The organism is Sphingobium algorifonticola, assembly GCF_004005485.1.
Taxonomy (GTDB): Bacteria; Pseudomonadota; Alphaproteobacteria; order Sphingomonadales; family Sphingomonadaceae; genus Sphingobium; species Sphingobium algorifonticola.
Genome location: NZ_RZUL01000002.1, coordinates 519,922 through 544,561, shown reverse-complemented (window position 1 = coordinate 544,561; position 24,640 = coordinate 519,922). Strand labels below are relative to the sequence as shown.

The window sequence follows — 24,640 nt, the reverse complement described above, 5'->3', positions numbered from 1 at the left end:
TGTCAGCGAGTCGTCGGCTTCTGGTTCGGGTTGACCGGTGCAGCGGGTGCAGCAGCCTGACCCTGCTGGCGCTGGCCACCGGGCTGCCAGCCTGCGGGCGGCGTGATACCGACGCTCGGCACCAGCGCGTTGAGTTCCGTCACCACAGCAGCGGTGATGTCCACCGTCGGCTGATAGGACACCGTCGCTTCGGGCGAGAGCACGAGGTCGACTTTCGTCTTTGTCATCGCGGCCTTCAGCGCGTCGGAGAGCTTGGCGGTGATCTGCTCCTCGACATAGGCGTTGGCGAGCGCGACCGGCTGGCTCAGCCGCTGCAATTCCTGCTGATAGGTCTGGGTCTGCTGCTGATACTGCTGATACTGTGTTTCCAGCGCCGGGGTCGGCTTGCCGCCCGCTGCGTTGATCGCAGCCTGCAACGCTTCGCCCTTGGTCTTGAGGTCGGCTTCGATCGCGGTACGACGCGCCGTCACGGCGTCGATCTGCGCCTTGTACGTCGTGTTCATCTGCGTCCGCGCCGTGGTGTAGGCGGTGCTGGAGGCAACAGCCTGCGGCAGGTTCGCGACGGCGATGCTCGTCTTCGACTGGGCGGTGGCAGGCGCAGTGGCCAGCGCCATCGCCGTCATCGGCGCAAGTGCCAGCACGGCGGCTTTGATAATCGTCTTCATCAGAATTGAGTCCCTACGTTGAAAGTGATGAGTTTGTCGTCGTCCCCTGGTTCCTTCAGCAGCGCGCGAGCGATGTCGATGCGGAACGGGCCGAACGGAGAGTTCCAGTTTACACCGAAACCGATCGAAAGGCGCGGCTTGAGCGTGTCACCGGTGTAGACTTCCTCGAACGCCGTACCTTCCTGAAACGCTGTGGTGAATCCGGCGCCGACCGTGGGGCAGACCCCCGGTGCATTGGCAGTCACGCGACGCGCCGAACCGGTGGTGTTCTCCGTAGTAGGCGATTCGGTGCAGTAACCCGGAAACTTGCCATTATTGCCGACCAGTATCGGATTCTTGATCCCCGCGACCGCGCCGACATCAACATAGACGGAGGGCCGCAGCCCCAGTTCGCGGGCGCCCGACCCCAGCGGGATTTCGATTTCGCCGCGCGCCATATAATAGATGCGGCCGCCCAGCGCATCGTCGGTCAGGTTGCGACGGCCCGTCGGGCGTTCGTAAACGGGATTGCCGTCCGCCCCGATCACCTGGTTGCCGTTCGAATCCGTCGAAGGCTGAAGGAAGTAGCGCAGTACACGCGGGCCGACGCCGCGAATGTCGAAACCGCGCATCTGCGGCTCGCCCAGGAACCAGCGGTCGGTCAAGCGGATACGCTCGACCGAATTGCCCGCCGAATCGATCCGCGCATTTTCGAGCGACTGGATGAAGCCGCCTTCGGCATAGAAGCTGGTGATGAAGCCGCTGCCCAGGTTGAAATGCTTCGTCGCGTTAAGCCGCGTCTTGATGTAACGGACGCTCCCGCCCAGCCCGGCGAGATCCTGGCTGATCGCAAAGCTCTGTCCGCGCGTCGGGCGAATGCGGTTGTCGCGATTGTCGAACAGCAACGAATAGCCGATCGACGACGTAGTGCGCTTGCCGATGGCATCGCAGAGATAGCGGCCCGCGAGGATGGGGTCGCACTCGATCGTGCCATCGCCGTTCGTGTCGGAGAAATAAGTGTCGCGATCGAGCGAAACGTCGTCGTAGCTCAGGCCATAGCGCAGCGCGAGCGACATGAACTCGGTGAGCGGCACGCCTGCGCGCAGTTGGAATCCGGTCGTCGTCTGTTCGTAGGTCGTGTTGCGGTCGTTGTTCAACCCGAACTGGAAGCTGTTGAGATCGCGACGGAAGATGTCGCCGCCGACCGCGATGTTCTTGTCGAACAGATAGGGTTCGGTAAAGCCGACTTCGACCGATCGCGAATAGACCGAATAGTTGACGCTGGTGCGCAGTTCCTGGCCCTTGCCACGGAAATTGCGCTGGGTGATCGACCCGGCCAGAATGAAGCGTTCGAGGCTCGAGAAACCGGCCGAAAGCGACAGCTCGCCCGTGGATTTCTCCTCGACGTTGGTTTCCAGGATGATGCGGTCGGGCGTCGATCCCGGCTTTTGCTCGATCTCCAGTTTTTCCTGGAAGAAACCGAGCGAATTGATGCGATCGCGCGACCGCTTCACGGCAAAGCTGTTGAAGGCGTCCCCTTCGGCCAGGCGGAACTCGCGGCGCACGACCTTGTCCTGCGTCAGCGTATTGCCGTTAATGTCCACGCGTTCGACATAGACGCGCGGCGCGTTGCCGATGCGGAAGGTGATCCCCATCGTCAGGTCGTCCTTGACCCGGTTGAAGTCTGGAGAGACGTCGGCAAAGGCATAGCCGAACAGGCCCGCCGTCTCGTTCAGATTGTCGACCGTGTCCTCGACCTGCTTGGCATTGTACCAGTCGCCGGTCTTCATCGGCAGCAGGCGGGTCAGCGATTCGCCGGACAGGTCGCGAATGTCGCTTTCCACCTTCACGTCGCCGAACTTGTACCGTTCACCTTCTTCCACCACATAAGTGATGATGAAGTCCTGCTTGTCCGGCGTCAGCTCCGCAACGGCGGAAATGACGCGGAAATCGGCATAGCCCTGCGTCAGGTAGAATTGCCGCAGCTTCTGCTGGTCGTAAGCCAGGCGATCGGGATCATAGCTGGTGCCCGAGGAGAAGAGGCGGAACCAGCGCGCGGCCTTGGTCGCCATTTCGCCCTGCAGGCGCCCGTCCTTGAACTTCTCGTTGCCGATGATGTTGATCTGGCGGACCTTGGACTTGGGGCCTTCGCTGATCTCGAACACGATGTCGACGCGGTTCTGGTCAAGCTGCACCATCTTCGGCTCGACGGTGGCGGCAAAGCGGCCCTGACGGCGGTACAGCTCGATGATGCGGGCGACGTCGGCGCGGACTTTCGAGCGGGTATAGATCTGGCGCGGGGCGAGCTTGATTTCCGGGCGGATCTTGTCCTCCTTCAACCGCTTGTTGCCTTCCAGCACGATGCGGTTGATGACCGGATTTTCCTTCACCTCGATCGTCAGATTGCCGTTGTCGTCACGGATCTGCACGTCGGCGAACAATTCGGTTTCGAACAGGTCGCGCAGCGCCTGGTCCAGGCTCTCGCGCGTGTAATTCTGCCCCACGCGCAGCTTGGTATAGGACAGGATCGTATCCTGCTCCAGCCGCTGCTGCCCGGTGATGGCGATCGCCTTGACCGGGGCGGCGATCTGTGCGGCGGGCGGCGTCGCGGGCGCGGCAGGCAATGTCTGCGCAGGCGCGGGCTGCGCTGCCGACGATTGGGCATGGGCGATCGGCATTCCGGCCAGCATGGTTCCCGCCAGCAGCACGGACAGAGCCACGCGATGTCGCACCGGTGCCTCGAAATTGCTGTTCCTGCTCGCTGTCACCCGATCACCCTTGAATATCTGTCTGGTCCTGACCACCGGTCAGATGCCTTGCGCCGCATGCGGCATGTTACACAATGTTGCTCGCTCGGCCCGGCCGCTTCCCTGCCCGAAGCGCGTCAGCCGATCAAGCCGGACAGGCTGCGCCATAGCCCGAAAGACGACAAATCGTTGAATGTCACGAACACCATGAGCGTCAGCAGCACCATGAGGCCCGACCGATAGGCCATTTCCTGCACCTGCGGGCTGACCGGCCGCCCCTTTATCCCTTCGATTGCGTAAAACAGCAGATGCCCGCCATCCAGCATCGGGATTGGCAACAAGTTGATGAACCCCAAGTTAATCGAGATGAATGCCATCAGGAAGATGAAGCTTGCCCAGCCCATCGTCGCTGCCTGACCGGAGACATCGGCGATCTTGAGCGGCCCGCCCAGTTCGGTGAGGGATCGCCGCCCGGTGACGATCTGGCCGAGACCATCGAGCGCGGAGGTGAAGAGTTGCGCCACCTTGCGCGCACCGACCACCGGTGCCTCGATCAGGCTGACCGGGCGGAACACCAGCGGGGCAGAGCCGACGCCAAGCTGTCCGAGGCGAAACACATTGCCGAAGCGGTCCTTCTCGATCCGGGTGCCCGCCGCGATCGAGAGGTCCAGACGTCGTCCGTCGCGTTCGATTTCATAGGCGAGCAGTTCGTTCGGGCGCAGGGTGACGATAGAGGATATGTCGGTGAAGCTGTCGATGCTCCGCCCCATGATGCGCACGATCCGGTCGCCGGGTTTCAGCCCCGCAGACTGCGCGGCCGATCCTGCCGCCACCGTGCCCACCACCGGCGGCGCTTCGGGATCGCCCTGCACATAGGCAAGGCCGCCCAGCAGCAGGACGGCGGCCAGGAAATTGACGGCGGGGCCCGCGAACACGATCGCTGCCCGCTGCCACACCGGCTTGGCGGGGAAACTCTCGGCACGGTCCTGCGCGGACATTTCCAGCCATGTGGGATCGGCCTGGCTGGCGGCATTCATGTCGCCCTTGAACTTCACATAGCCGCCGAGCGGCAGCATCGCCACGCGCCAGCGGGTGCCGCGCTTGTCGACCCAGGCGAACAGCTCCTTGCCGAAGCCGATGGAAAAGGCCTCGGCCTTCACGCCGCACCAGCGGCCGACGATATAATGGCCGAACTCGTGCACGAAAACGAGCGGACCGATGATGGCGAGGAACGCGACGACAGTCAGCAACAGGCCGGGACTTTCGATCAAACTTGCACTCTTTCCACGATGCCGGTGGCGGCCCTGCGGGCTTCGCCATCCACCTCCAGTATCTCCGCAATAGAGCGGGGCACCGGCGCGCTATAGCCTGCCAGCACATCTTCCACAATCGCGGCGATGTCGAGGAAGCCGATCCGCCCGGCAAGGAACGCGGCAACCGCCACTTCATTGGCGGCGTTCAACGTCGCGGGATGGCCGCCGCCCGCACGCGCCGCTTCCCGCGCGAGACGCAGGCCGGGAAAGCGGTCTGGATCGGGTGCCTCGAAATCGAGACGACCGATGGCGACCAGATCGAGCGGGCGGCAGGGCGTCGCGATACGCCGAGGCCAGGCGAGCGCATGAGCGATGGGTATGCGCATGTCCGGGCTGCCGAGCTGCGCCAGGGTCGAACAATCGCGATATTCGACCATCGAATGAATGACCGACTGCGGGTGGACGAGGATGTCGATATTGTCGAGACCGACCGGGAACAGATGATCCGCCTCGATCAGTTCCAGCCCCTTGTTCATCATCGTGGCGCTGTCGATGCTGATCTTCGCGCCCATCGACCAGTTGGGGTGCTTCACCGCCTGCGCGGGCGTCACTGCGGCCATCTGTGCCTTCGTGAAGGTGCGGAACGGGCCACCGCTGGCCGTCAGCGTGATGCGCCGCACATCTTCCATTCGGCCCCCGGCCAGACACTGGAAGATGGCGTTATGCTCGCTGTCGACCGGCAGCAGTGTCGCGCCGGATGACCGGACGGCCTCCATCATCAGCGCGCCGGCCGAAACCAGCGATTCCTTGTTGGCGAGCGCGACGCTGTGCCCGCGCTCCAGCGCCGCCAGGGTCGGCTCCAGCCCCGCCGTGCCGACGATCGCCGCCATCGTCCAGTCCACATCCAGCCGGGCGACATCGACCAGCGCCTGCGGGCCTGCTTCGGCGCGAATGCCGGTGCCTGCCAGCGCCGTTTTGATATCGGCATACAGGTCTTCACGGCCGATGACCGCGACTTCGGCCCGATGCGCCCGCGCGGCCGCCGCCAGCGCATCGACGTCGCTATGGGCGGTCAGCGCGACCACCTGCCACGCATCATTGTCGCGCCCCACCAGATCGAGCGTGGACGTGCCGACCGATCCGGTCGCGCCAAAAATGGAAATGCGTCTCGTCATCGCCCGTGCATATGCCTGTCCGTTATAGCAGCCCCGGCACGGCCACCAGCAGCGCGGCCAGCGGCGCAACCGTCACCACGCCATCGAGCCGGTCCAGCACGCCGCCATGGCCGGGCAGGAGGGTGCCACTGTCCTTCACGCCTGCGCGCCGTTTCATCGCGCTCTCGAACAGGTCCCCTGCCTGCGCCGCCACGGCCAAAATGCCGCAGGCGGCCGCAAAGCGGGCAGGCAATCCGGCAAGCTGATGGAGCGCAAAGCCGAATGCCAGCGCCGCGACGACGCCCCCCAGCAACCCGGCCCATGTCTTGGACGGGCTGATGGTCGGTGCCAGCTTCGGCCCGCCGATCGACCGACCCGCGAAATAGGCGCCGATGTCCGTCGCCCAGACCAGCCCCAGCGCCCAGAAAGCGAGCAGCAGTCCGCCCGGTGTCACGCCGACGGGCTGCGCGCGAAGAAACAGCAACGCGAGGACCGGTATGCCGACATAGAAAATGCCCAGTGCCAGCCGGACCGATCGGGTGATCGCCAGCACGAACAGCGCCGCCCCCATCAGCAGGCCCACCGAGAGGAAGGAAGGCCCGGCCGCCAGCGGATCGGGTGCCATGATGGCGAGCGGCACGCTGATCGCGAACATCGAAAGGCGCCGTGCCTTGCGGTCCGCGCCGATCAGACCGGCCCATTCCGCCTGCATCAGCACACCCGCGACCGAGACCAGCATCCAGAACAGGATATGCCCCATCAGCAGCGCCGCCACCGCTACGCAGATCAGTGCGACACCCACGATGGCGCGGGTCCTGAGGTCGCTGGGGCGGCTTGCCGTCACGCGCGCGTCATCCCTGGCAAAAGGCAACACCTCTCAAAGTCCGCCATAGCGCCGGTCGCGTGTCCTGAAAGCATCGAGCGCCTGCCGCAGCGCCGTGCCGTCGAAATCGGGCCACAGCGTATCGGTGAAATACAGTTCGGCATAGGCCGCCTGCCACAGCAGAAAATTGGACAGCCGCTGCTCGCCCGAAGTGCGGATCAGCAGATCAAGCGGCGGCAGGTCGGCGGTATCGAGCGCCGCATCGACATCGGACGCGTCGATGGCATCGGGCGCGATCGAACCGGCCGCCGCCTGCGCCGCAATCCGTTGCACCGCGCGCACCATCTCGTCCTGCGATCCGTAATTGAGCGCGATCGCCAGGATCGGCCCGCCATTGGCCGCCGTGCGCGCCACCGCATCGTCGATCAGCGCGACCAGCGCCGGCTCCAGCGCCTGATAATTGCCGATCACCCGAAGCTGGACATCTTCCGCTGCCAGTTCGTCCAGATCAGCCTCGATGAAGCGGCGCAACAGGCCCATCAGGTCGGCAATCTCCGACGCCGGTCGCTTCCAGTTTTCCGATGAAAAGGCGTAGAGCGTCAGGCACTCCAGCCCCATTTCGCGCGCGGCGCGGGCCGTGCGGCGCACCGCTTCGACGCCTGCCTTGTGCCCGGCAAAGCGCGGCAGCAGGCGCTTTTTCGCCCAGCGGCCATTACCGTCCATGATGATCGCGACATGCCGCGCGCCACATGCAGAAACGCTGCCATGCGCAAGGTCGCCTGCCGCGCGGGTGGATGCCTGGGTTGCCACAATCCGACTATGTGCCGTTTTGCGGCCTATTGGCCAAGGATTTCTTTTTCCTTGGCGGCGGCGGCCGCGTCGATGTCGGCGATGGTCGCGTCCGTCATCTTCTGCACTTCGGTTTCCAGGCGCTTGCGTTCGTCCTCGCTGATCTCGCCTTTCTTCTCGTCGGTCTTCAGGCTGTCCATGCCGTCGCGGCGCACATTACGCACGGCGATGCGCGCATTTTCGGCATATTTGCTGGCGAGTTTCGCCAGTTCCTTGCGCCGTTCCTCGGTCAGGTCCGGGATCGGCAGGCGCAATGTGGTGCCGTCGGTAATGGGGTTAAGGCCAAGTCCTGCCGACCGGATCGCCTTTTCCACCGACGTCACATTGCTGCGGTCCCATACCTGCACCGAAAGCATGCGCGGCTCCGGGGCGGAAACGGTCGCCACCTGATTGAGCGGCATATGCGACCCATAGACTTCCACCGTCACCGGATCGAGCAGCGCGGTGCTGGCGCGGCCCGTGCGCAGCCCGTTCAAGTCGCCTTTCAGCGATTCGGTCGCGCCTGCCATGCGGCGTTCCAGATCGGCCTTGTCATACTGCGCCATGGTCCATTCTCCTCAGGCTTGCACGATCGTGGCAGTGCCTTCGCCCGCGAGCACCTTGGCAAGGTTGCCCGTCTCGCGGATGTTGAACACGACGATCGGAATATTGTTTTCGCGGCACAGCGCGATCGCGCTGGCATCCATGACCTTGAGATGATCGTTCAGCACCCGGTCGAACGTCACCGTTTCATAACGGGTGGCGTCAGCGACCTTCTTGGGATCGGCATTGTACACGCCGTCGACGCTGGTGCCCTTGAACAGGGCGTCGCAGTTCATCTCCGCCGCGCGCAGGGCAGCGGCGGTATCGGTCGTGAAGAACGGATTGCCGGTGCCCGCCGCGAAGATCACGATCCGGCCCTTTTCCAGATGCCGCTCGGCGCGGCGGCGGATATAGGGTTCGCACACGCTGGCCATCGGAATGGCGGACTGGACGCGCGTATCATGCCCCATCCGCTCCAGCGCGTTCTGCACGGCCAGCGCGTTCATCACCGTCGCCAGCATCCCCATATAGTCGGCGCTGGTACGGTCGAAGCCCTTGGCCGCCGCCGCCAGCCCCCGGAAGATATTACCGCCGCCCACGACGACGCACAGCTCGAACCCGGCCTGACGCGCCGCCCCGATTTCGCCTGCGATACGATCCACCGTTTCCGGGTCGATACCGAACTGCCCCTGCCCCATCAGCACTTCGCCGGAAAGCTTGAGCAGGATGCGCTTGAAGGCTGGCCGAGTCATGCGGGCGGGGAATCCTGTCGGGTCATGGAAATGGCGCGCACCTTAGGGGGCGCGCGCCATGATGTGAAGCGGGGTTTTTCCCGATATCCTCCCCTGCAAGGCGAGGTGGCACGCGCAGCGTGACAGAGGGGTGTCACCTTATCGAAAGCGGGACACCCCTCCACCATTCGCTGCGCGAACGGTCCCGCTCCCCTTGCAGGGGAGGATATAATTGGCGCTCAGACCCCCGCCGCCGCCGCCACTTCCGCAGCGAAGTCGCTCACTTCCTTCTCGATGCCTTCGCCAAGCTGGAAGCGGACGTAGGACTTGAGCGTGATCGACTTGCCCGCGTCCTTCGCGGCTTTGGCCACCACGTCGGCGATCGGCGTCTTGTTGTCCATCACGAACAACTGGCTGAGCAGCGCGTTTTCCTTGGCGTATTTCGCGACGGCACCGTCCACCATCTTGGCGATGATTTCGGCGGGCTTGCCCGATTCGGCAGCCTTTTCGGTCGCGATCGCGCGTTCACGCTCCAGCATGGCAGGGTCGATGTCGGCGGCCGAAAGCGCGAGCGGGAATGCGGCGGCGATGTGCATCGCGATCTGCTTGCCCAGCGGTTCCAGCACATCGGCGGGCGCATCGCCTTCCAGCGCGACGAGCACGCCGATCTTGCCCAGGCCCGGTGCTGCGGCGTTGTGCACATAAGGCACGACCACGCCCTGTTCGACCGACACATGGCCGACGCGGCGCAGCGTCTGGTTCTCGCCGATCGTCGCGATATTGGCGACCAGCTTTTCGGCGACGGTGCCGCCCGAGGGATAGGCGGCGTTGCCCAGCGTTTCCGCGTCCGCCGCCTGCGTGTCGAGCGCGATCTGCGCCACGGTCCGCACGAAATCCTGGAACTGGTCGTTCTTCGCGACGAAATCGGTTTCGCTGTTCACTTCGACGGCAACGCCCTTCGTCCCCGAAACGACGACGCCGACGAGACCTTCGGCCGCGGTGCGGCTCGACTTCTTCTGCGCGGCGGCGAGGCCCTTGGCGCGCAGCCAGTCGCTTGCCGCTTCAATGTCGCCACCGGTTTCGGTCAGCGCCTTCTTGCAATCCATCATGCCCGCGCCCGAACGGTCGCGCAGTTCCTTGACAGTGGCAGCAGTAATATCGGCCATGGTGATGTCCTTATGTCCTGGATTTCAGATGTGCGGGAGGGCGCGATCCCGTGATGGAAGAACGCGCCCTACCCTGCGAAGTTTTCAATTTGGAGTATGACGCCCTCAATACCGTTCGGCCCTTCGACAGGCTCAGGAGAGCGAAGTCGAAGCCCTCGACTGAACACAGTGAAGTGCCTTCACTGCGTTCAGGCTAACCCCTCGACACGCTCAGGGCGAACGGCATTGGAGCTTTCCTCCAAACTGCCTCAGGCGTCGGTGGCGACAGTCTCTTCCGCAACGGCGGCAGCGGCCTCTTCCGGCGCAACGTCGACAATGACGTCTTCGGGCAGCGGCTCGTCCAAAGCGCCCAGATCGACACCCGACGCCTGCACCGCACCCCGGTTGCCCTTGGTGGCGGCAGCGGCAATCGCATCGCAATAAAGCCGGATGGCGCGGCTGGCGTCATCATTGGCGGGGACCGGGAAGGCGATGCCGTCAGGCGAAACGTTCGAATCGAGGATCGCGACGACAGGGATGCCGAGCGTGTTGGCTTCCTTGATCGCCAGTTCTTCCTTGTTCGCGTCGATCACGAACATGACATCGGGAATGCCGCCCATGTCGCGGATACCGCCCAGCGACAGTTCCAGCTTGTCCCGCTCGCGCGTCATCTGGAGCACTTCCTTCTTGGTCAGGCCATGCGTGTCGCCCGACAGCTTCTCCTCAAGCGTCTTGAGGCGCTTGATCGAACCGGAAATCGTCTTCCAGTTGGTGAGCATGCCGCCCAGCCAGCGGTGGTTCACGAAATGCTGGCCGGACTTGCGGGCGGCGTCGGCGATCGGATCCTGCGCCTGGCGCTTGGTGCCGACGAACAGCACCTTGCCGCCTGCCGCGACCGTCGACGACACGAAGTCGAGCGCGCGGGCGAACAGCGGAACCGTCTGCGACAGATCGAGAATGTGAATGCCGTTGCGGTCGCCGAAAATATAGGGCTTCATGCGCGGGTTCCAGCGATGGGTCTGGTGCCCGAAATGCGCGCCCGCTTCGATCAATTGCTGCATGGTGACGACAGGTGCCGCCATAATAGTTCTCCTTGCCGGTTGGACCTCTGGGAATCAGTGACCTTCAGGCGTCTCAAAGACGCTGTCCGGCACCGGGATGAGCGATTCCCATGTGGATTGGAGCGCGGCCTTTACCGGCGCAATCGATGGATTGCAAGGCTTGACAGCACCGACAAATAGGAACATAAAGTGAACATACGGAACAAAGCCGCTATTTGCGGTGTTTGCAGCCGGTAGTTCGATAGGCCGTGCTCGCGGCAGGATGAAGGGTCATGACGATGTTTGCAACCGTTGCTGCACTTGTCTTTGCGCTTGGTTTCGCGCTGGCGATCGGGGTGATCGCGTGGATGTTCACGCACTATAGCGAAAAGATCGTCGCGGCGCTGTTGGTCGAACCGATGCCGCAGACGGTGCGTGTCTATCATGTCAGCATCACCCGTCGCCGTGCCACACCGGCAAACGCGACCCGACCCAGCCCGATGCGGACGGCACTGGCGGCGTAAAACTGTAGCGTCATGCTGAACTTGTTTCAGCATCCATCAGCGCGGATATCTGGAAGGCGTTCGAAACTGGGGACTAACGGGTCCTGACTATCGTCGGGATGGCGGGCATAAAGCTCAAATCGCTGGTTTACCTCTCAGCACCTTGGCATAGCTCAAGATGCCGAACGGGATCAGCGCCACATACAGCAGGCTGACAGCCAGCAGGGTATGCCAGGGCACCGTCATCAGCAGCGCGGCGAGCAGCCCCGCCACCAATATTGCCTCCATGCGAATCGTCTTGCGCAGCCGCAGCGAGGACCAGCTGAACGTCGCGACGTTCGAAATCATCAGGAATGCAATGAACGCCGTCCAGGGCGCGACGACATACCAGGCCCGAAAAATGTCCAGCCCGGTCACGAACCACAGATACATCGGCACGAAGGTCAGGCCTGCGCCGGCGGGCGCAGGAACGCCGGTCAGAAACCCCGCCGACTTGTGCGGCTGCACGTCCGCGTCGATATTCGCATTGAACCGCGCCAGCCGTAGGGCACAGGACAAGGCATGGGCCAGGGCGAACACCCAGCCCACCTTGGGCATCGCCTGCAAAGACCAGAGATAGAGGATCAGAGTGGGCGCAACACCAAAGGCGATCACATCCGACAGCGAATCCAATTCTGCCCCAAACCGGCTTTCCCCGCGCAGCAGCCGCGCGATCCGCCCGTCAAGACCGTCGAGAACACCAGCCAGCACGATGCAGGCCACGGCCCTTTCCCATTCCATCGCAATGCCATAACGCACCCCGGTCAGGCCGAAGCACAGGGCCATCGCCGTCACAGCGTTGGGCGCGAGCATCCGCAGCGTGATGCCCCGGCGCAAGCCACGCGGGATGACGCGACGGCGCTGCCTCACTGCTGCACACCCGTCACCGCCTGTGTCTCATTGAGCTTCGCGATCACCGTTTCGCCCGCGACCGTGCGCTGGCCCAGCACCACGCGCGGCACCGTGCCGGCCGGCAGATAGATATCCACCCGGCTGCCGAAGCGGATGAGACCGATGCGCTGGCCCGCCGCCACGATATCGCCCGGCTTCACGAAAGGCACGATCCGCCGCGCGACCAGCCCGGCAATCTGGGTAAAGCCGATACGCAGCCCGTCGTCCCGCTCGACCAAGATGTGCTGGCGTTCGTTGTCCTCGCTCGCCTTGTCCAGATCGGCGTTCAGGAACTTGCCGGAGATATAGATGACGTTCTTGATCGTCCCGCCGATCGGGGTGCGATTGATGTGGACGTCGAACACGCTCATGAACATCGACACGCGGACCATCGGTGCATCGCCCAGCCCCTCCGGCCCGGCCATTTCGCGTGGTGGCGTGACGGTCTGAATCAAGGTGATGAGGCCGTCGGCCGGGGCGATCAGCAGGCTGTCGTCCTGCGGTGTGGCGCGCACGGGATCGCGGAAGAAAGCCAGCACCCACAATGTCACAAGCACCAGCAGCCAGCCGAGAAACTCCCAGCCCATCACAAATGCAAGGCCGGTGATCGCGGCGGCGATCAGCCCGAACTTGCGGCCTTCGGGATGCACCGTCGGGAATCGCCATTTGATGTCGCCGCCGGCGGCGACCGTGAACTCGTTGTTTTCCATGACCCTGTCTTAGGCAGTGCGAGACGGACTGACAACGTCCCAGCGGCCCCGCGTGTCCGTCGCACTTTGCAAAGCGGCAAAATCATGGCGATACGGTTGAACATTTCTCGCGCTTTCCCTAGACGCGGTGCCAGTTTCCCTCCCCAGGCAGAAGAAAGCGAAGCACCCGCATGGCGAAAATCCAAGTGAAGAACCCGGTGGTCGAAATCGACGGCGACGAAATGACCCGTATCATCTGGGAATGGATTCGCGAGCGCCTGATAAAGCCCTATCTCGACATCGACCTCAAATATTATGACCTGTCGGTGCAGAAGCGCGACGAAACCAACGACCAGATCACCGTCGATAGCGCCAAGGCGATCCAGCAATATGGCGTCGGCGTGAAATGCGCCACGATCACGCCGGATGAACAGCGGGTCGAGGAGTTTTCCCTCAAGAAGATGTGGAAATCGCCCAACGGTACGATCCGCAACATCCTGGGCGGTGTCGTCTTCCGCGAGCCGATCGTGATCCGCAACGTGCCGCGCCTGGTGCCGGGCTGGACCGATCCGATCGTCGTGGGCCGCCATGCCTTCGGCGATCAGTACAAGGCGACCGATTTCCGCGTCCCCGGCCCCGGCAAGCTGCGCCTCGTGTGGGAAGGCGACAATGGCGAGACCATCGACGAGGAAGTGTTCCAGTTTCCCAGCGCCGGTGTCGCCATGGGCATGTACAATCTGGACGATTCGATCCGCGATTTTGCCAAGGCGAGCATGAACTATGCGCTCGACCGCAAATGGCCGCTGTATCTCTCGACCAAGAACACAATCCTCAAGGCCTATGACGGCCGCTTCAAGGATCTGTTCCAGGAGGTGTTCGACGCCGATTTTGCCGACAAGTTCAAGGACGCCGGCATCGTCTACGAACATCGCCTGATCGATGACATGGTTGCCTCCGCGCTCAAGTGGAGCGGCAAGTTCGTGTGGGCCTGCAAGAATTACGATGGCGACGTACAGTCGGACACCGTGGCACAGGGCTTCGGCAGCCTTGGCCTGATGACATCGGTACTGATGTCGCCCGATGGCCGGACCGTCGAGGCTGAAGCCGCGCACGGCACCGTCACCCGCCATTATCGCATGCACGAACAGGGCAAGGCGACCTCCACCAACCCGATCGCCTCGATCTTCGCCTGGACGCAGGGCCTCTCGTTCCGCGGCAAGTTCGACAGCACACCCGATGTGGTGCGCTTTGCCGAAACGCTGGAACGGGTGTGCATCGAAACCGTGGAAAGCGGTAAGATGACCAAGGACCTTGCGCTGCTGATCGGCCCGGATCAGGCATGGATGACCACGGAGCAGTTCTTCGAGGCGATCCGCGTCAACCTGGAAAGCGAAATGGCGAGCTGGAAATAAGCCCGTCATCCTAAAACCGTTCGCTCTGAGCGAAGTCGAAGGGCTAAGCTGAGCGCCGCGAAGCACCTTCACTTCGTTCAGGCAAAGGCTTCGACTTCGCTCAGCACGAACGGTTTGGAACACGCACATGACCACCGCTGCCCGCAAACGCCTCGAAATACGCAATGCGCTGCCATCGGACGTGCGGGCGATCCAGCGGCTGATCGAGCGGGTCTATACCGGCATGCCCGGCTATGCGCAGGCGACCTTGCGCGGGCAGATCAACAACTTCCCCGAAGGCTGCTTCGTCGCGCTCTACGACAACAAGGTCGTGGGCTATTGCGCGACGATGCGCGTCAGCAAGGCCATGGCCTTTTCACCGCACGACTGGGAAGAGATCACCGCCAACGGCTTTGGCACACGGCACAGCGCCGCGGGCGAATGGCTTTATGGCTATGAAATGGCGGTCGACCCGCGCCAGCGCGGCCTGCGCATCGGCCAGCGCCTCTATGACGAGCGCAAGGAACTGGCCGAACAGCTCGACCTGCACGGCATCGTCATCGCGGGGCGGATGCCCGGCTATGCCCGCGCCAAACGGCGGGTCGGATCGCCCCAGGATTATCTGGACGGCGTGATCGCGGGCAAGTTGCGCGATCCGGTCATCAGCTTCCAGCTCAAAAACCAGTTCGAACCGATCGGCGTGCTCGAAAATTACCTGCCCGAGGACAGGATGTCGGCGGGCAATGCCGCCCATCTCGTCTGGCGCAATCCCTATGTCGATCCGGACGAAGCACCCGAAATGCGCGTGCCCCGCGGCGTGGAGAGCGTGCGCCTCGCCACCTGCCAGTTGCAGGCGCGCGCCGTAGAGGATTTCGACGCCTTCATCCGCAACATCGAATATTTCGTCGATGTCGCGGCCGACTATCGTTCCGACTTCATCGTCTTTCCCGAACTGTTCACACTGCCCCTCCTCTCCTTCGAAACCAAGAAGCTGTCGCCGGTGGAGGCGATCGACCGGCTGACCACCTATACGCCGCGCCTGACCAAGGAACTGGCGCGCATGGCGCTGGAATATAACATCAACATCATCGGCGGATCGCACCCCACGCGCACCGAGGATGGCGACATTCAGAACGTCGCCTATGTCGCGCTGCGCGACGGCTCTGTCCATGCGCAGGAAAAGATTCACCCCACCCCGAACGAAGCCTTCTGGTGGAACATCCGGGGCGGCGAACAGCTTGACGTGATCCAGACCGACTGCGGGCCGATCGGGGTTCTCATCTGCTACGACAGCGAATTTCCCGAACTCGCCCGCCGCTTGGTCGATCAGGGTGCGCGGATGATCTTCGTCCCTTTCTGCACCGACAGCCGTTCAGGCTATATGCGGGTGCGCTACTGCGCGCAGGCCCGCGCGATCGAAAATCAGTGCTACGTCATCCTGTCGGGCAATGTCGGCAATCTGCCCAATGTCGACAATATGGACATTCAATATGCGCAAAGCTGTATCCTCACGCCATGCGACCTGCCCTTCGCGCGCGACGGGATCGCAGCGGAAGCGAGCGAGAATGTCGAGACCCTGACGATCGCGGACGTCAACCTTGCCGACCTGAGCTGGGCGCGGGCGGAGGGCACGGTCCGCAACCTGCGCGACCGCCGCTTCGACCTTTACCATATAGAGTGGGACAGCAACGCCGGACGGCAGGGACATGCACCCAGCGGCGGGCCGACCCCTGCAGGCGGGCATAATTCGCCGGGTGGGGGATGAGCATAGGTTGCGCCCCGGCGACGGTCGGGGAACAATGTGCCAGGATTCAGCATAAAACGCTGACAAACCGGCCATGGCGTGCATAAGGAACGGCATGGCAGGCGAACTCAATCATACCGGTTTCAGCGACGCATTGGTCATCCTTGGGGCAGCGGGTGTCGTCATCCCCGGCTTTGCGCGGTTCCGTATCAGCCCGGTGATCGGCTTCATTCTGGTGGGTTTGCTCGTCGGCCCGGCGGGCCTCGGTTCGCTCGTCAGCCAATATCCCTGGCTCTACTACATCACCATTTCGGACGCGGAGGCAATCGCGCCCTTCGCAGAGCTGGGCATCATTCTGCTGCTCTTTTCCATCGGCCTTGAACTGAGCTTCCGGCGCCTGTGGTCCATGCGGACGCAGGTATTCGGCGTGGGCGCGGCGGAACTGATCATCAGCGCGACGCTGATCGGGGTTGCGCTCTACCTCATCGGCCAGGGGATCGGCGGGGCCGTTGGCCTGGGGCTGGCACTGGCTTTGTCGTCCACGGCGCTGGTACTGCCGATGGTCGGCACCCAGTCGGCGGTCGGTCGCGCGGCCTTTTCCATGTTGCTGTTCGAGGATCTGGCGCTCGTTCCCATCATCTTCCTGCTGGGGGCACTGGCGCCGACCGCTACGGACGCGGGCTGGGTGGGCCTTGTCGATACGCTCGTGAAAGGTGGCGTCACCATCGTTGCTATGCTGATCCTGGGCCGTTTCGTCCTGCCGCATATCTTCAGCCAGGCCGCGCGGACGAAAAGCCCGGAGGTGTTCCTGGCCGCCAGCCTGCTGGTCGTGATCGTCTCCAGCCTCGTTACCAGCCTGGTCGGCCTGTCGCCCATCGTCGGCGCGCTGTTGGCAGGGATATTGATCGCGGAAACGGAATATCACGGCGAAGTCGAAGTGATGACCGCACCGTTCAAGGGCCTGGCGCTCGGCGTGTTCCTCATCACCGTGGGCATGAGCCTGGACCTGCGCGTCATCGCCGCCAACTGGTCCGTGCTGCTGATGGCCGTGATCGGCGTGGTGGTCGTGAAAACCGTCGTGACCGGCCTGCTGCTGCGTTTTGCAGGGGCCAGCCGGGGGGTCGCGCTGGAAGCGGGCGTCCTGATGGCCAGCCCGTCCGAAACGACGCTGATCGTGCTGACCGCTGCCGCCGCCGCGCAACTCATCCTGCCCTCCACCGCCGCGTTTTGGCAGATTGTGACGGCCATAGGCCTTACCATCACGCCGTTGCTGGCGCGGATCGGCCATGATGTCGCCCGCCGTCTGGAAATGGCGGGATCGGAAGAACCGGCGCCCATGGGCGAGGACGGGGCACAGCCTGCTGCCGTCGTCATCGGCTTCGGCCGCGTGGGGCAGATGGTGTGCGATCTCCTCAAGTCCCACAATCAGCCGTTCATAGTGGTGGAATCGGACGCGGACGTCGTCGCCGCGGCCCGGCGCAATGGTTATCCGATCCTGTTCGGCGACGTGTCCCGTGCGGAAATGCTCGACAAGCTGCGCCTCGGCCACGCCCGCGCTCTCATCCTGACGATGGACGATCCTGTGCTTTCCATTCGCGTGACGCGCCGGGTGCGCGGCTGGGTGCCCGATCTCCCCATCATCGCCCGCGCGCGCGACACCGATCACGCGGCCGAACTCTATAAGGCGGGGGCGAGCGACGCCGTGCCCGAAACCCTCGAAAGCTCGCTTCAGCTTGCCGAAACGGCGCTGGTCGATCTGGGCGTCGCGATGGGGCCGGTGATCGCCTCAATCCACCAGATGCGCGAGGATCTGCGCGAAGGGATCAAGGAAGCGGCCGATCTGGATACTGCCCCGAAACTGCGGAAACTGCGCGCGGAGGATGCGTGAGCGGGCTTACGGCCTGCTGATCGTCACGCTGAGACCGCCGTCGCCGGAGAAAGTGAGCGTGTCGTTAGACTCCCACATAAAGCGCTGATCCATCGCCACCGTGCGGCTTCCGTCGCACTGCGCGCTGTTTTCCGGAGGACGCACGTAGCGGGCCGTCAGACTGTAGATCGGAAAGCCGTCGCGCTGACGCGGACTGCGTGATGCCGAAAGGGAGATTTCGATCTGCCGGTTCGCGGACGAGCCATAGCCCCGCAACGGCTCGCACCCTGCACCTTGTTCCACAGCTTCGGACAATGAGACACGTGCAGGCGCGCGCCCCCCGACATTCAATACCCCGTTCCAGAGCGTTCTTTGCCCCAGGCGCATCATAACCTGCATCGGTCGCACCGGGATATCCGACTCCTGCATGGCAGAAAAAACCGGAGGTGCGGCCCTTGCGGTCGCACTCTCGGCACGAAATACCGGGGGTGGCAGGGGAGAGGTTGTCGAAACCACAGTCGGCTGTGCGTTCGCCTGCGCCATCATCAACAGGCTTGCGCCGCAAAACATCACCGCACGCATATCTCTCTCCCGCACAAAGGTATGGCACTGGCCAGAGAGTTAGATCGCTATTGTTAACACTTTGCGAAACGATGAAAAATCAGGCAGGCACCGCTGCCAAGGCCACCTTCACCGCGTCGATCGCGGCCTGTGCCTTGTCACCATCCGGACCGCCGCCCTGCGCCATGTCGGGGCGACCGCCGCCGCCCTTGCCGCCCAGCGTCTCGACGCCCGCGCGCACCAGATCGACCGCGCTGATGCTGCCCGCCAGATCGGCGGTCACGCCCACGGCGATGCTCGCGCGCCCGTCCAGTACGGCGACAATTGCCGAGACGCCGCTGCCCAGCACAGCCTTGTTCTGATCGACCAGGCCGCGCAGTTCCTTGGGGTCCAGTCCCTGGATCACCTGCCCCAGAAACGCCACGCTGCCGACCTGCTCCGGCCCGGCGGGCGCGGCCGAGCCACCGCCGCCGCCAAGCGCCAGCGCCTTCTTGGCGTCCGCCAGTTCGCGCTCCAGCTTGCGGCTCTGCTCAACCAGCGCGACGATGCGCGCGGGGACATCATCCGGCGCGGTACGCAATGCCGCCGCTGCCTGCCGCAGCCGTTCGTCACGATCGATCAGCCACAGCCGCGCCGCCTCGCCGGTCAGCGCCTCGATCCGGCGGATGCCGCTCGACACCGCGCTTTCAGAGATGATCTTGAACAAGGCGATGTCGCCCGTCGCGCGCACATGCGTACCGCCGCACAGCTCGACCGAGAAGAAGGCGTCGTCCCCCTTCCCCATCGAAAGCACGCGCACTTCGTCGCCATATTTCTCGCCGAACAGCGCCATCGCACCTGCCGCCACGGCATCGTCGGGGGACATGAGGCGCGTCGTCACCTCGACATTATGGCGCACCTGCGCGTTCACGTCCGCCTCGATCGTCGCGATCTGCGCCGCCGTCAGCGCCTCGGGATGCGAGAAATCGAAGCGCAGGCGGTCTTCCGCCACCATGCTGCCCTTCTGCGTCACATGGCCGCCCAGCGTCTTGCGCAGCGCCGCATGCAGCAGATGCGTCGCGCTGTGGTTCGCGCGGATGCGGTCGCGGCGTTCCGCATCGACCGACAGCGCCACCGTATCGCCCAGCTTCACGCTGCCCGCCTCTATCCGCGCCTGATGCGCGTGCAGACGGCCGAGCGGCTTGGACGTATCCTCCACCATCGCGATCAGGCCATTGCCGCCGGTAATCGTCCCCGCGTCGCCATTCTGCCCGCCGCTCTCGCCATAGAAAGGCGTCTGGTTGGTCAGCAGCACGACGGTCTCGCCTCCCTCCGCGCGCTCCACCTTCGCCCCGTCGCGCACGATGCCGACGATCTGCCCCTCGCCCTGAGTGGAGAGATAGCCGGTGAACTCCGTCCCGCCTTCGCTGTCGGCAATGTCGTACCAGATGTCGTCGGAGGCCTTGTCGCCCGATCCCTTCCAGGCCGCGCGCGCCGCCGCCTTCTGCTCGGCCATCGCCGCGTCAAAGCCCGCCCGATCGACGCCAAGCCCCTGCGACCGCAACGCATCCTCGGTCAGGTCATAGGGGAAACCATAAGTGTCGTAGAGCTTGAACGCAGTCTCGCCCGGCAGGGTATCGCCTTCGCCCATCCCCGCCGTCGCCTCGTCCAGCAGCCGCAGGCCCTTTTCCAGCGTCTGGCGAAAGCGCGTTTCCTCGCGCAGCAGCGTTTCCTCGATCAGCGGCTGCGCGCGCACCAGCTCGGGATAGGCCGCACCCATTTCGCTCACCAGGCTGCCGACCAGCCGGTGCATCAGGGGGTCTTTCGCGCCGATGATGTGCGCGTGGCGCATCGCCCGCCGCATGATCCGCCGCAACACATAGCCGCGCCCTTCGTTCGCGGGCAGCACACCGTCCGCGATGAGGAACCCGGCGGAGCGCAGATGGTCCGCGATCACCCGGTGGCTCGCCTTGTGCGCGCCGTCGGTCGCGGTGCGGGACATCGCGCCGCTCTCCGCGATCAGCGCGCGGAATGTGTCGGTATCATAATTGTCGTGGACGCCCTGCATCACCGCCGCGATCCGCTCCAGCCCCATGCCGGTGTCGATGCTCGGCTTGGGCAGGTCGCTGACGATCACGTCGGCTTCCTGCAGATGCTGCATGAAGACGAGGTTCCAGATTTCGACGAAGCGGTCGCCATCTTCCTCCGGCGATCCCGGCGGCCCGCCCCAGATATGGTCGCCATGGTCGTAAAAGATTTCGGAACATGGCCCGCACGGCCCGTCCGATCCCATCGCCCAGAAATTGTCCTTGGTCGGAATGCGGATGATCCGCTCTTCGGGCAGGCCCGCGATCTTCCGCCACAGGTCGAACGCCTGATCGTCGGTGTGATAGACCGTCGCCGTCAGTTTCTCGGGCGGCAGGCCCCATTCCTTCGTCAGCAGCGTCCAGGCATGCAGGATCGCCTGTTCCTTGAAATAATCGCCAAAGCTGAAATTGCCCAGCATTTCAAAGAAAGTGTGGTGCCGCGCGGTATAGCCCACATTGTCGAGATCATTGTGCTTCCCCCCCGCCCGCACGCATTTCTGCGAAGAGGTGGCCGTGGAATAAGGCCGCTTTTCCAGGCCGGTAAAGACATTCTTGAACGGCACCATGCCCGCATTGACGAACATCAAGGTCGGATCGTTATGCGGCACCAGCGGCGCGGACGCGACCGGCGCATGCCCCGCCTGCGCGAAATAATCGAGGAAGCCCCGGCGAATGTCGTTTGTCGATGTCATGCGACGGGACTTAGAGGGTAGCGCCGGGCTTCTCAAGGGGGATGGGGGTGGGGGGTGTCAAGGAAGCTACTTAGTCAGCCATCCTTGCTCGACGAGCCAACTATCGAAGGACGTCAGATCGTGCGACCAGAATACTTCGACCCTGCCTTCCAGTAGGCGATCTACATCCTTGAAGGCGATGACGCCCTGCAGAAGGGCAGCAGTTCGGACAAATGAGCCCCAATGTTCCTGCCACGCGGCCGCTTTCTTGAGCACATCATTGATACGCTTTACCGAGTTTGTTTCGTCGTTCGTGACCTTACACTCCATTGCCAACACCACCGTACCGGGCAATCCGCAGGCGATATCTACTTCTTGGGGGCGAGTTTTGGTTGCAAACCTGGCTTTGTGAAGGAAGTGCTGTGGCTTGACGTCGGTCAAACTTGAAATAAGTCCGCTAGATTGTCGTGTCCATCCTCGGTCGGTCAGCAATGCGACAATGGCAGCCTCTTGCTCGACGGACATGCGGCCGCGCCTAACAGTGGCCGTGTTCTGAACACTCAAGAGTGGAACAACGCCCCGGAGCAGATTCCTGATTTGATTGGACGTTGGCTGTCCGTTGCCGTCAAGCCATCGAGTCAAAACTCGATCACGACCGGCAAGAAAGGCTGACGCCACGGCTGTTGCAGCCGCGACGCTCACACCCCTACCCGTAATTTCTGCGCGCTTCGGATAGTCCGCGCACAGCAACGCAAACTGATCTTGGCTGATGGGCGGAGCCATAAGGTGTCGCAATATCGTCAGGTGCAGGCCGCTTTCACTCAGACCTGCTGGTATATCACGCAAATAGTCAGTGGCCCGTAGCGCTGCAACCACTTGCCGACGGGCCACGCTATGGGCATTCCGCCAGTCCTTTCCCGCCTGTGCGGATATCATGCTTTCAACATAGATCTGTTTGGCACGGGCCGCCTGTTCGCGGTGATATTCCCGCAGTAGGGCGCTCACCACTAACAGACTGCCGCAATTTCAATGTTGCGCTTGCTTGCAGCGCGACGGGAAGGTCCGTTTCGGCGTTCTTCTTTAATCGTGTACGCTATTGCGGATTGAAGCTTGGCAGGAAGGGGGGCAAGAACCGTATTGTCTGCGACGGGCATGCATTCTGGATGCTGATTGTACCGTTGGATTAAGGCCACTCCCAGTGCTCTACCCATCGCAGGCGGCACCGCATTGCCGATCAGCCGATACTGTGTTTGACGATTCCCAACCATTACCCACTCGGGCGGGAAAGTCTGGATCGCAGCGCATTCCCTTGGAGTAAGCCTGCGAAGGCCCAAAACTGGATCACGAATCCAGTCCTGTTGGGAACTGGCTGTCACGGTGCGCGCTGCCTTGCGCACGTCAGCAATAAAAGCTCCCTGCTTGTATCCCCAATGGCCTCCAGGGCGCGTTGCCTCCTTCTTCCCCTCGCTCTTCGCCCCGCTGCCGGGCGGAAGATCAGCAAGTTCCAAGGCCATTTTTCCGGTTGGCCGAATAATTTCATCCCCTGAGGGAGGCGGCAATTTGGCTAAGCATTCCCCAAGCGTAACCCAAGGGCGTTCAACGCCATTCGGAGTCAAAGAGTGCGTCAGACCTGGAAACTCGGGTTCATCGCCTGCACGGTAGCCTATCAAGATCAGTCTCACCCTGCGTTGCGGAACGCCAAAGTCGGCTGCGTTCAAGAGAGCAGCCTTTGAATGCCACCCGCACTCATAAAGGCGCGCACGAACGTAAGCCAACGCGCTGCCTGGCACCCCGTCCTGCCCTCTAGCAGTCAGCAATCCCCGAACATTCTCAAAAAGAAGCCACCGGGCATCAATCTCTTGTGCAAGCCGAAGGTAATCATCTACCAACCGGCCACGCGGATCGGAAAAGCCCTTTTGCAATCCTCCGCTGCTCCAAGATTGACAAGGCGGTCCACCCGCAAGCAAGGGCACGTCGCCTTTAAGCAATCCGAGTTCAGAGAGGATTTCGGCACCTTGCAAATTACGGACGTCGGCCTGCTTTATGATGGTGCCCCCCAATGCCTTGCGACCCTGTCCAAGAGCATAGCCTCGGTTGCGTTCGAGTGTAGCGACGGCATCGACATCGTGGTCGGTCGCGAACGAGCATTCCCAACCGGACTGTTCCAAACCAAGATCAAGCCCGCCTGCGCCAGAAAAAATAGATATAAATCTGTGCATTACTGACCTTTGACTGCTTCTCATCTGTGAATGGAACGGAAAGTAGAACATCCGAGTCAGCTGATCAAGGTCGGCAACACTCATTTTGTTCTTTTTTTGTTCCATAATTCTGATAACCGAAAATGCGTTGGTGTCCCGTCGCTGTCTTGGGCAGGGGCTTTGGCTGGCCCGGTTTTTGGATTGAGGACGAGGTGCGGGTGGAGGCGAAAGACTATCGAACACATTGTCCTGCTGTTCTCCTGAGATGGCAGGAGTCTAGTGTCACCCAGCATGCACGTGCCGCCTGGGGCCCCGGCTTTCGCCGGGGAACGGTTTTGCGGCTGTTGATCGGTCAGAATAGTATCACGCCAGAACGTCTCTGCTGACCTCGGATGCCCGCAGACGGGGCGTGACGTTACGTGAACTCCGTGAGCTTCCGCGCCCTCCACGCACTTGCCCGCCACCCCACGCCACCCCCCCCATCACGCAAACGCATATGGCCCGCCTTCCTTCAGCGCGGCCTGATAGGCCGGGCGCGCGTGCATCCGCGCCAGCCAATCGGTCAGATGCGGGCGCGTCGCGTCCAGACCGGCGCGGGCGCGGGAGGCTTCCAGCGGAAAGCTCATCATGATGTCGGCGGCGGTGAAATCCTGCCCGGCGAAATGCGGGCGCGTCGCCAGTTCGCTTTCCAGCCAGTCGAGATGCGTGTCCATCATCCCCTGCACCGGCTTGCGCGCGGGCCAGCCGAGCGGGCCGAGCTTGCCGACGACCAGCAGCGCGAGCAGCGGCGGCATCATCGACCCTTCGGCATAATGCAGGAAATGGCGGTATCGCCGCGCAATCTCCGCATCGGCCGCCGCGCCCAGTTGCCCGCCCGCCTTGTCCACCAGATACTCCACGATCGCGCCGGTCTCCGCCACGACGACGCCGTCATCTTCTATGACCGGCGACTTGCCGAGCGGGTGGACGGCCTTCAGTTCCGGCGGCGCCATCATCGTCCTGGGGTTGCGGGCATAGCGTTTCACCACATAGGCCATGCCCAGTTCCTCCAGCAGCCAGAGGATACGCTGCGAACGGCTGTTTTCCAGATGATGGACGATGATGGGCATGGG

General features: G+C 63.1%; 21 protein-coding genes. 4 read left to right on the top strand and 17 right to left on the bottom strand.

Going from position 1 to position 24,640, the window contains the following annotated elements; translation table 11 throughout:
• Positions 1-2 precede the first annotated feature (2 nt).
• The 10 genes from ENE74_RS07640 to rpsB form a co-directional block, all read right to left on the bottom strand.
• Positions 3-665, bottom strand: a complete 663-nt coding sequence (locus ENE74_RS07640; RefSeq protein WP_127690278.1) for an OmpH/Skp family outer membrane protein — start codon at positions 663-665, stop codon at positions 3-5.
• A complete protein-coding gene (gene bamA / locus ENE74_RS07635; protein WP_127690608.1) occupies positions 665-3,334 on the bottom strand; it encodes an outer membrane protein assembly factor BamA in 2,670 nt (889 codons plus the stop codon). The genes ENE74_RS07640 and bamA overlap by 1 nt, the downstream gene beginning before the upstream one ends.
• 194 nt (positions 3,335-3,528) lie before the next feature.
• Positions 3,529-4,662 carry an RIP metalloprotease RseP gene (gene rseP / locus ENE74_RS07630; RefSeq protein ID WP_127690277.1) on the bottom strand — a complete coding sequence of 378 codons (1,134 nt, stop codon included), beginning with the start codon at positions 4,660-4,662 and terminating at the stop codon, positions 3,529-3,531.
• Positions 4,659-5,819 (bottom strand): 1-deoxy-D-xylulose-5-phosphate reductoisomerase, encoded by a 1,161-nt coding sequence (locus ENE74_RS07625; protein WP_127690276.1) that lies wholly within the window; start codon positions 5,817-5,819, stop codon positions 4,659-4,661. The genes rseP and ENE74_RS07625 overlap by 4 nt, the downstream gene beginning before the upstream one ends.
• A 22-nt stretch (positions 5,820-5,841) precedes the next feature.
• Positions 5,842-6,642 carry a phosphatidate cytidylyltransferase gene (locus ENE74_RS07620; protein WP_127690275.1) on the bottom strand — a complete coding sequence of 267 codons (801 nt, stop codon included), beginning with the start codon at positions 6,640-6,642 and terminating at the stop codon, positions 5,842-5,844.
• Positions 6,643-6,675: 33 nt separating this feature from the next.
• Positions 6,676-7,434: an isoprenyl transferase gene (locus ENE74_RS07615; RefSeq protein WP_206517680.1), complete on the bottom strand. Its 759-nt coding sequence runs from the start codon at positions 7,432-7,434 to the stop codon at positions 6,676-6,678.
• 23 nt (positions 7,435-7,457) lie between these two features.
• Positions 7,458-8,015: a ribosome recycling factor gene (gene frr / locus ENE74_RS07610; RefSeq protein ID WP_127690273.1), complete on the bottom strand. Its 558-nt coding sequence runs from the start codon at positions 8,013-8,015 to the stop codon at positions 7,458-7,460.
• Between the two features lie 12 nt (positions 8,016-8,027).
• Positions 8,028-8,744 carry a UMP kinase gene (gene pyrH, locus ENE74_RS07605; protein ID WP_127690272.1) on the bottom strand — a complete coding sequence of 239 codons (717 nt, stop codon included), beginning with the start codon at positions 8,742-8,744 and terminating at the stop codon, positions 8,028-8,030.
• Between the two features lie 218 nt (positions 8,745-8,962).
• On the bottom strand, positions 8,963-9,889 hold the full coding sequence (gene tsf / locus ENE74_RS07600; protein ID WP_127690271.1) for a translation elongation factor Ts: 927 nt from the start codon (positions 9,887-9,889) through the stop codon (positions 8,963-8,965).
• Between the two features lie 248 nt (positions 9,890-10,137).
• A complete protein-coding gene (rpsB, locus tag ENE74_RS07595; protein WP_127690270.1) occupies positions 10,138-10,950 on the bottom strand; it encodes a 30S ribosomal protein S2 in 813 nt (270 codons plus the stop codon).
• Positions 10,951-11,201: 251 nt separating this feature from the next.
• Between rpsB and ENE74_RS07590 the strand changes: the two genes are divergently transcribed.
• Positions 11,202-11,432, top strand: coding sequence for a hypothetical protein (locus ENE74_RS07590; protein ID WP_241241882.1), 231 nt, complete (start codon positions 11,202-11,204; stop codon positions 11,430-11,432).
• A gap of 114 nt (positions 11,433-11,546) precedes the next feature.
• On the opposite strand, the gene ENE74_RS07585 is transcribed toward ENE74_RS07590, so the two are convergent.
• Positions 11,547-12,263 carry a CDP-alcohol phosphatidyltransferase family protein gene (locus ENE74_RS07585; RefSeq protein ID WP_127690606.1) on the bottom strand — a complete coding sequence of 239 codons (717 nt, stop codon included), beginning with the start codon at positions 12,261-12,263 and terminating at the stop codon, positions 11,547-11,549.
• Positions 12,264-12,316: 53 nt separating this feature from the next.
• Positions 12,317-13,051, bottom strand: coding sequence for a phosphatidylserine decarboxylase (locus ENE74_RS07580; RefSeq protein WP_127690269.1), 735 nt, complete (start codon positions 13,049-13,051; stop codon positions 12,317-12,319).
• A gap of 170 nt (positions 13,052-13,221) precedes the next feature.
• Here ENE74_RS07580 and ENE74_RS07575 point away from each other — a divergent pair, with 170 nt between their 5' ends.
• The 3 genes from ENE74_RS07575 to ENE74_RS07565 all read left to right on the top strand — a co-directional run bounded on the left by ENE74_RS07575 (position 13,222) and on the right by ENE74_RS07565 (position 18,053).
• Positions 13,222-14,442 carry an NADP-dependent isocitrate dehydrogenase gene (locus ENE74_RS07575; RefSeq protein ID WP_127690268.1) on the top strand — a complete coding sequence of 407 codons (1,221 nt, stop codon included), beginning with the start codon at positions 13,222-13,224 and terminating at the stop codon, positions 14,440-14,442.
• A gap of 127 nt (positions 14,443-14,569) precedes the next feature.
• Positions 14,570-16,186, top strand: coding sequence for a carbon-nitrogen hydrolase family protein (locus tag ENE74_RS07570; protein WP_127690267.1), 1,617 nt, complete (start codon positions 14,570-14,572; stop codon positions 16,184-16,186).
• Positions 16,187-16,280: 94 nt separating this feature from the next.
• Positions 16,281-18,053, top strand: coding sequence for a cation:proton antiporter domain-containing protein (locus ENE74_RS07565; RefSeq protein ID WP_127690266.1), 1,773 nt, complete (start codon positions 16,281-16,283; stop codon positions 18,051-18,053).
• Between the two features lie 6 nt (positions 18,054-18,059).
• On the opposite strand, the gene ENE74_RS07560 is transcribed toward ENE74_RS07565, so the two are convergent.
• The 5 genes from ENE74_RS07560 to ENE74_RS07540 form a co-directional block, all read right to left on the bottom strand.
• Positions 18,060-18,614, bottom strand: a complete 555-nt coding sequence (locus tag ENE74_RS07560; protein WP_127690265.1) for a hypothetical protein — start codon at positions 18,612-18,614, stop codon at positions 18,060-18,062.
• 79 nt (positions 18,615-18,693) lie between these two features.
• A complete protein-coding gene (alaS, locus tag ENE74_RS07555) occupies positions 18,694-21,351 on the bottom strand; it encodes an alanine--tRNA ligase (protein WP_127690264.1) in 2,658 nt (885 codons plus the stop codon).
• Between the two features lie 66 nt (positions 21,352-21,417).
• Positions 21,418-22,335: a XamI family restriction endonuclease gene (locus ENE74_RS07550; RefSeq protein WP_127690263.1), complete on the bottom strand. Its 918-nt coding sequence runs from the start codon at positions 22,333-22,335 to the stop codon at positions 21,418-21,420.
• Between the two features lie 2 nt (positions 22,336-22,337).
• On the bottom strand, positions 22,338-23,654 hold the full coding sequence (locus ENE74_RS07545; protein ID WP_127690262.1) for a DNA cytosine methyltransferase: 1,317 nt from the start codon (positions 23,652-23,654) through the stop codon (positions 22,338-22,340).
• Between the two features lie 356 nt (positions 23,655-24,010).
• Entirely contained in the window at positions 24,011-24,637 is a 627-nt protein-coding gene (locus tag ENE74_RS07540) for a glutathione S-transferase family protein (protein ID WP_127690261.1), read from the bottom strand.
• Positions 24,638-24,640 lie beyond the last annotated feature (3 nt).

Bases quoted from the DNA above. Each gene is read 5' to 3' on its own strand.
- alaS (WP_127690264.1), bottom strand. From the start codon at position 21,351: ATGACATCGACAAACGACATTCGCCGGGGCTTCCTCGATTATTTCGCG.
- bamA (WP_127690608.1), bottom strand. From the start codon at position 3,334: ATGCTGGCCGGAATGCCGATCGCCCATGCCCAATCGTCGGCAGCGCAG.
- ENE74_RS07540 (WP_127690261.1), bottom strand. From the start codon at position 24,637: ATGCCCATCATCGTCCATCATCTGGAAAACAGCCGTTCGCAGCGTATC.
- ENE74_RS07625 (WP_127690276.1), bottom strand. From the start codon at position 5,819: ATGACGAGACGCATTTCCATTTTTGGCGCGACCGGATCGGTCGGCACG.
- ENE74_RS07565 (WP_127690266.1), top strand. From the start codon at position 16,281: ATGGCAGGCGAACTCAATCATACCGGTTTCAGCGACGCATTGGTCATC.
- ENE74_RS07575 (WP_127690268.1), top strand. From the start codon at position 13,222: ATGGCGAAAATCCAAGTGAAGAACCCGGTGGTCGAAATCGACGGCGAC.
- ENE74_RS07585 (WP_127690606.1), bottom strand. From the start codon at position 12,263: ATGCTCGCGCCCAACGCTGTGACGGCGATGGCCCTGTGCTTCGGCCTG.
- ENE74_RS07545 (WP_127690262.1), bottom strand. From the start codon at position 23,654: ATGGAACAAAAAAAGAACAAAATGAGTGTTGCCGACCTTGATCAGCTG.
- frr (WP_127690273.1), bottom strand. From the start codon at position 8,015: ATGGCGCAGTATGACAAGGCCGATCTGGAACGCCGCATGGCAGGCGCG.
- tsf (WP_127690271.1), bottom strand. From the start codon at position 9,889: ATGGCCGATATTACTGCTGCCACTGTCAAGGAACTGCGCGACCGTTCG.
- ENE74_RS07580 (WP_127690269.1), bottom strand. From the start codon at position 13,051: ATGGAAAACAACGAGTTCACGGTCGCCGCCGGCGGCGACATCAAATGG.
- ENE74_RS07590 (WP_241241882.1), top strand. From the start codon at position 11,202: ATGACGATGTTTGCAACCGTTGCTGCACTTGTCTTTGCGCTTGGTTTC.
- pyrH (WP_127690272.1), bottom strand. From the start codon at position 8,744: ATGACTCGGCCAGCCTTCAAGCGCATCCTGCTCAAGCTTTCCGGCGAA.
- ENE74_RS07640 (WP_127690278.1), bottom strand. From the start codon at position 665: ATGAAGACGATTATCAAAGCCGCCGTGCTGGCACTTGCGCCGATGACG.
- ENE74_RS07570 (WP_127690267.1), top strand. From the start codon at position 14,570: ATGACCACCGCTGCCCGCAAACGCCTCGAAATACGCAATGCGCTGCCA.
- ENE74_RS07560 (WP_127690265.1), bottom strand. From the start codon at position 18,614: ATGCGTGCGGTGATGTTTTGCGGCGCAAGCCTGTTGATGATGGCGCAG.
- rpsB (WP_127690270.1), bottom strand. From the start codon at position 10,950: ATGGCGGCACCTGTCGTCACCATGCAGCAATTGATCGAAGCGGGCGCG.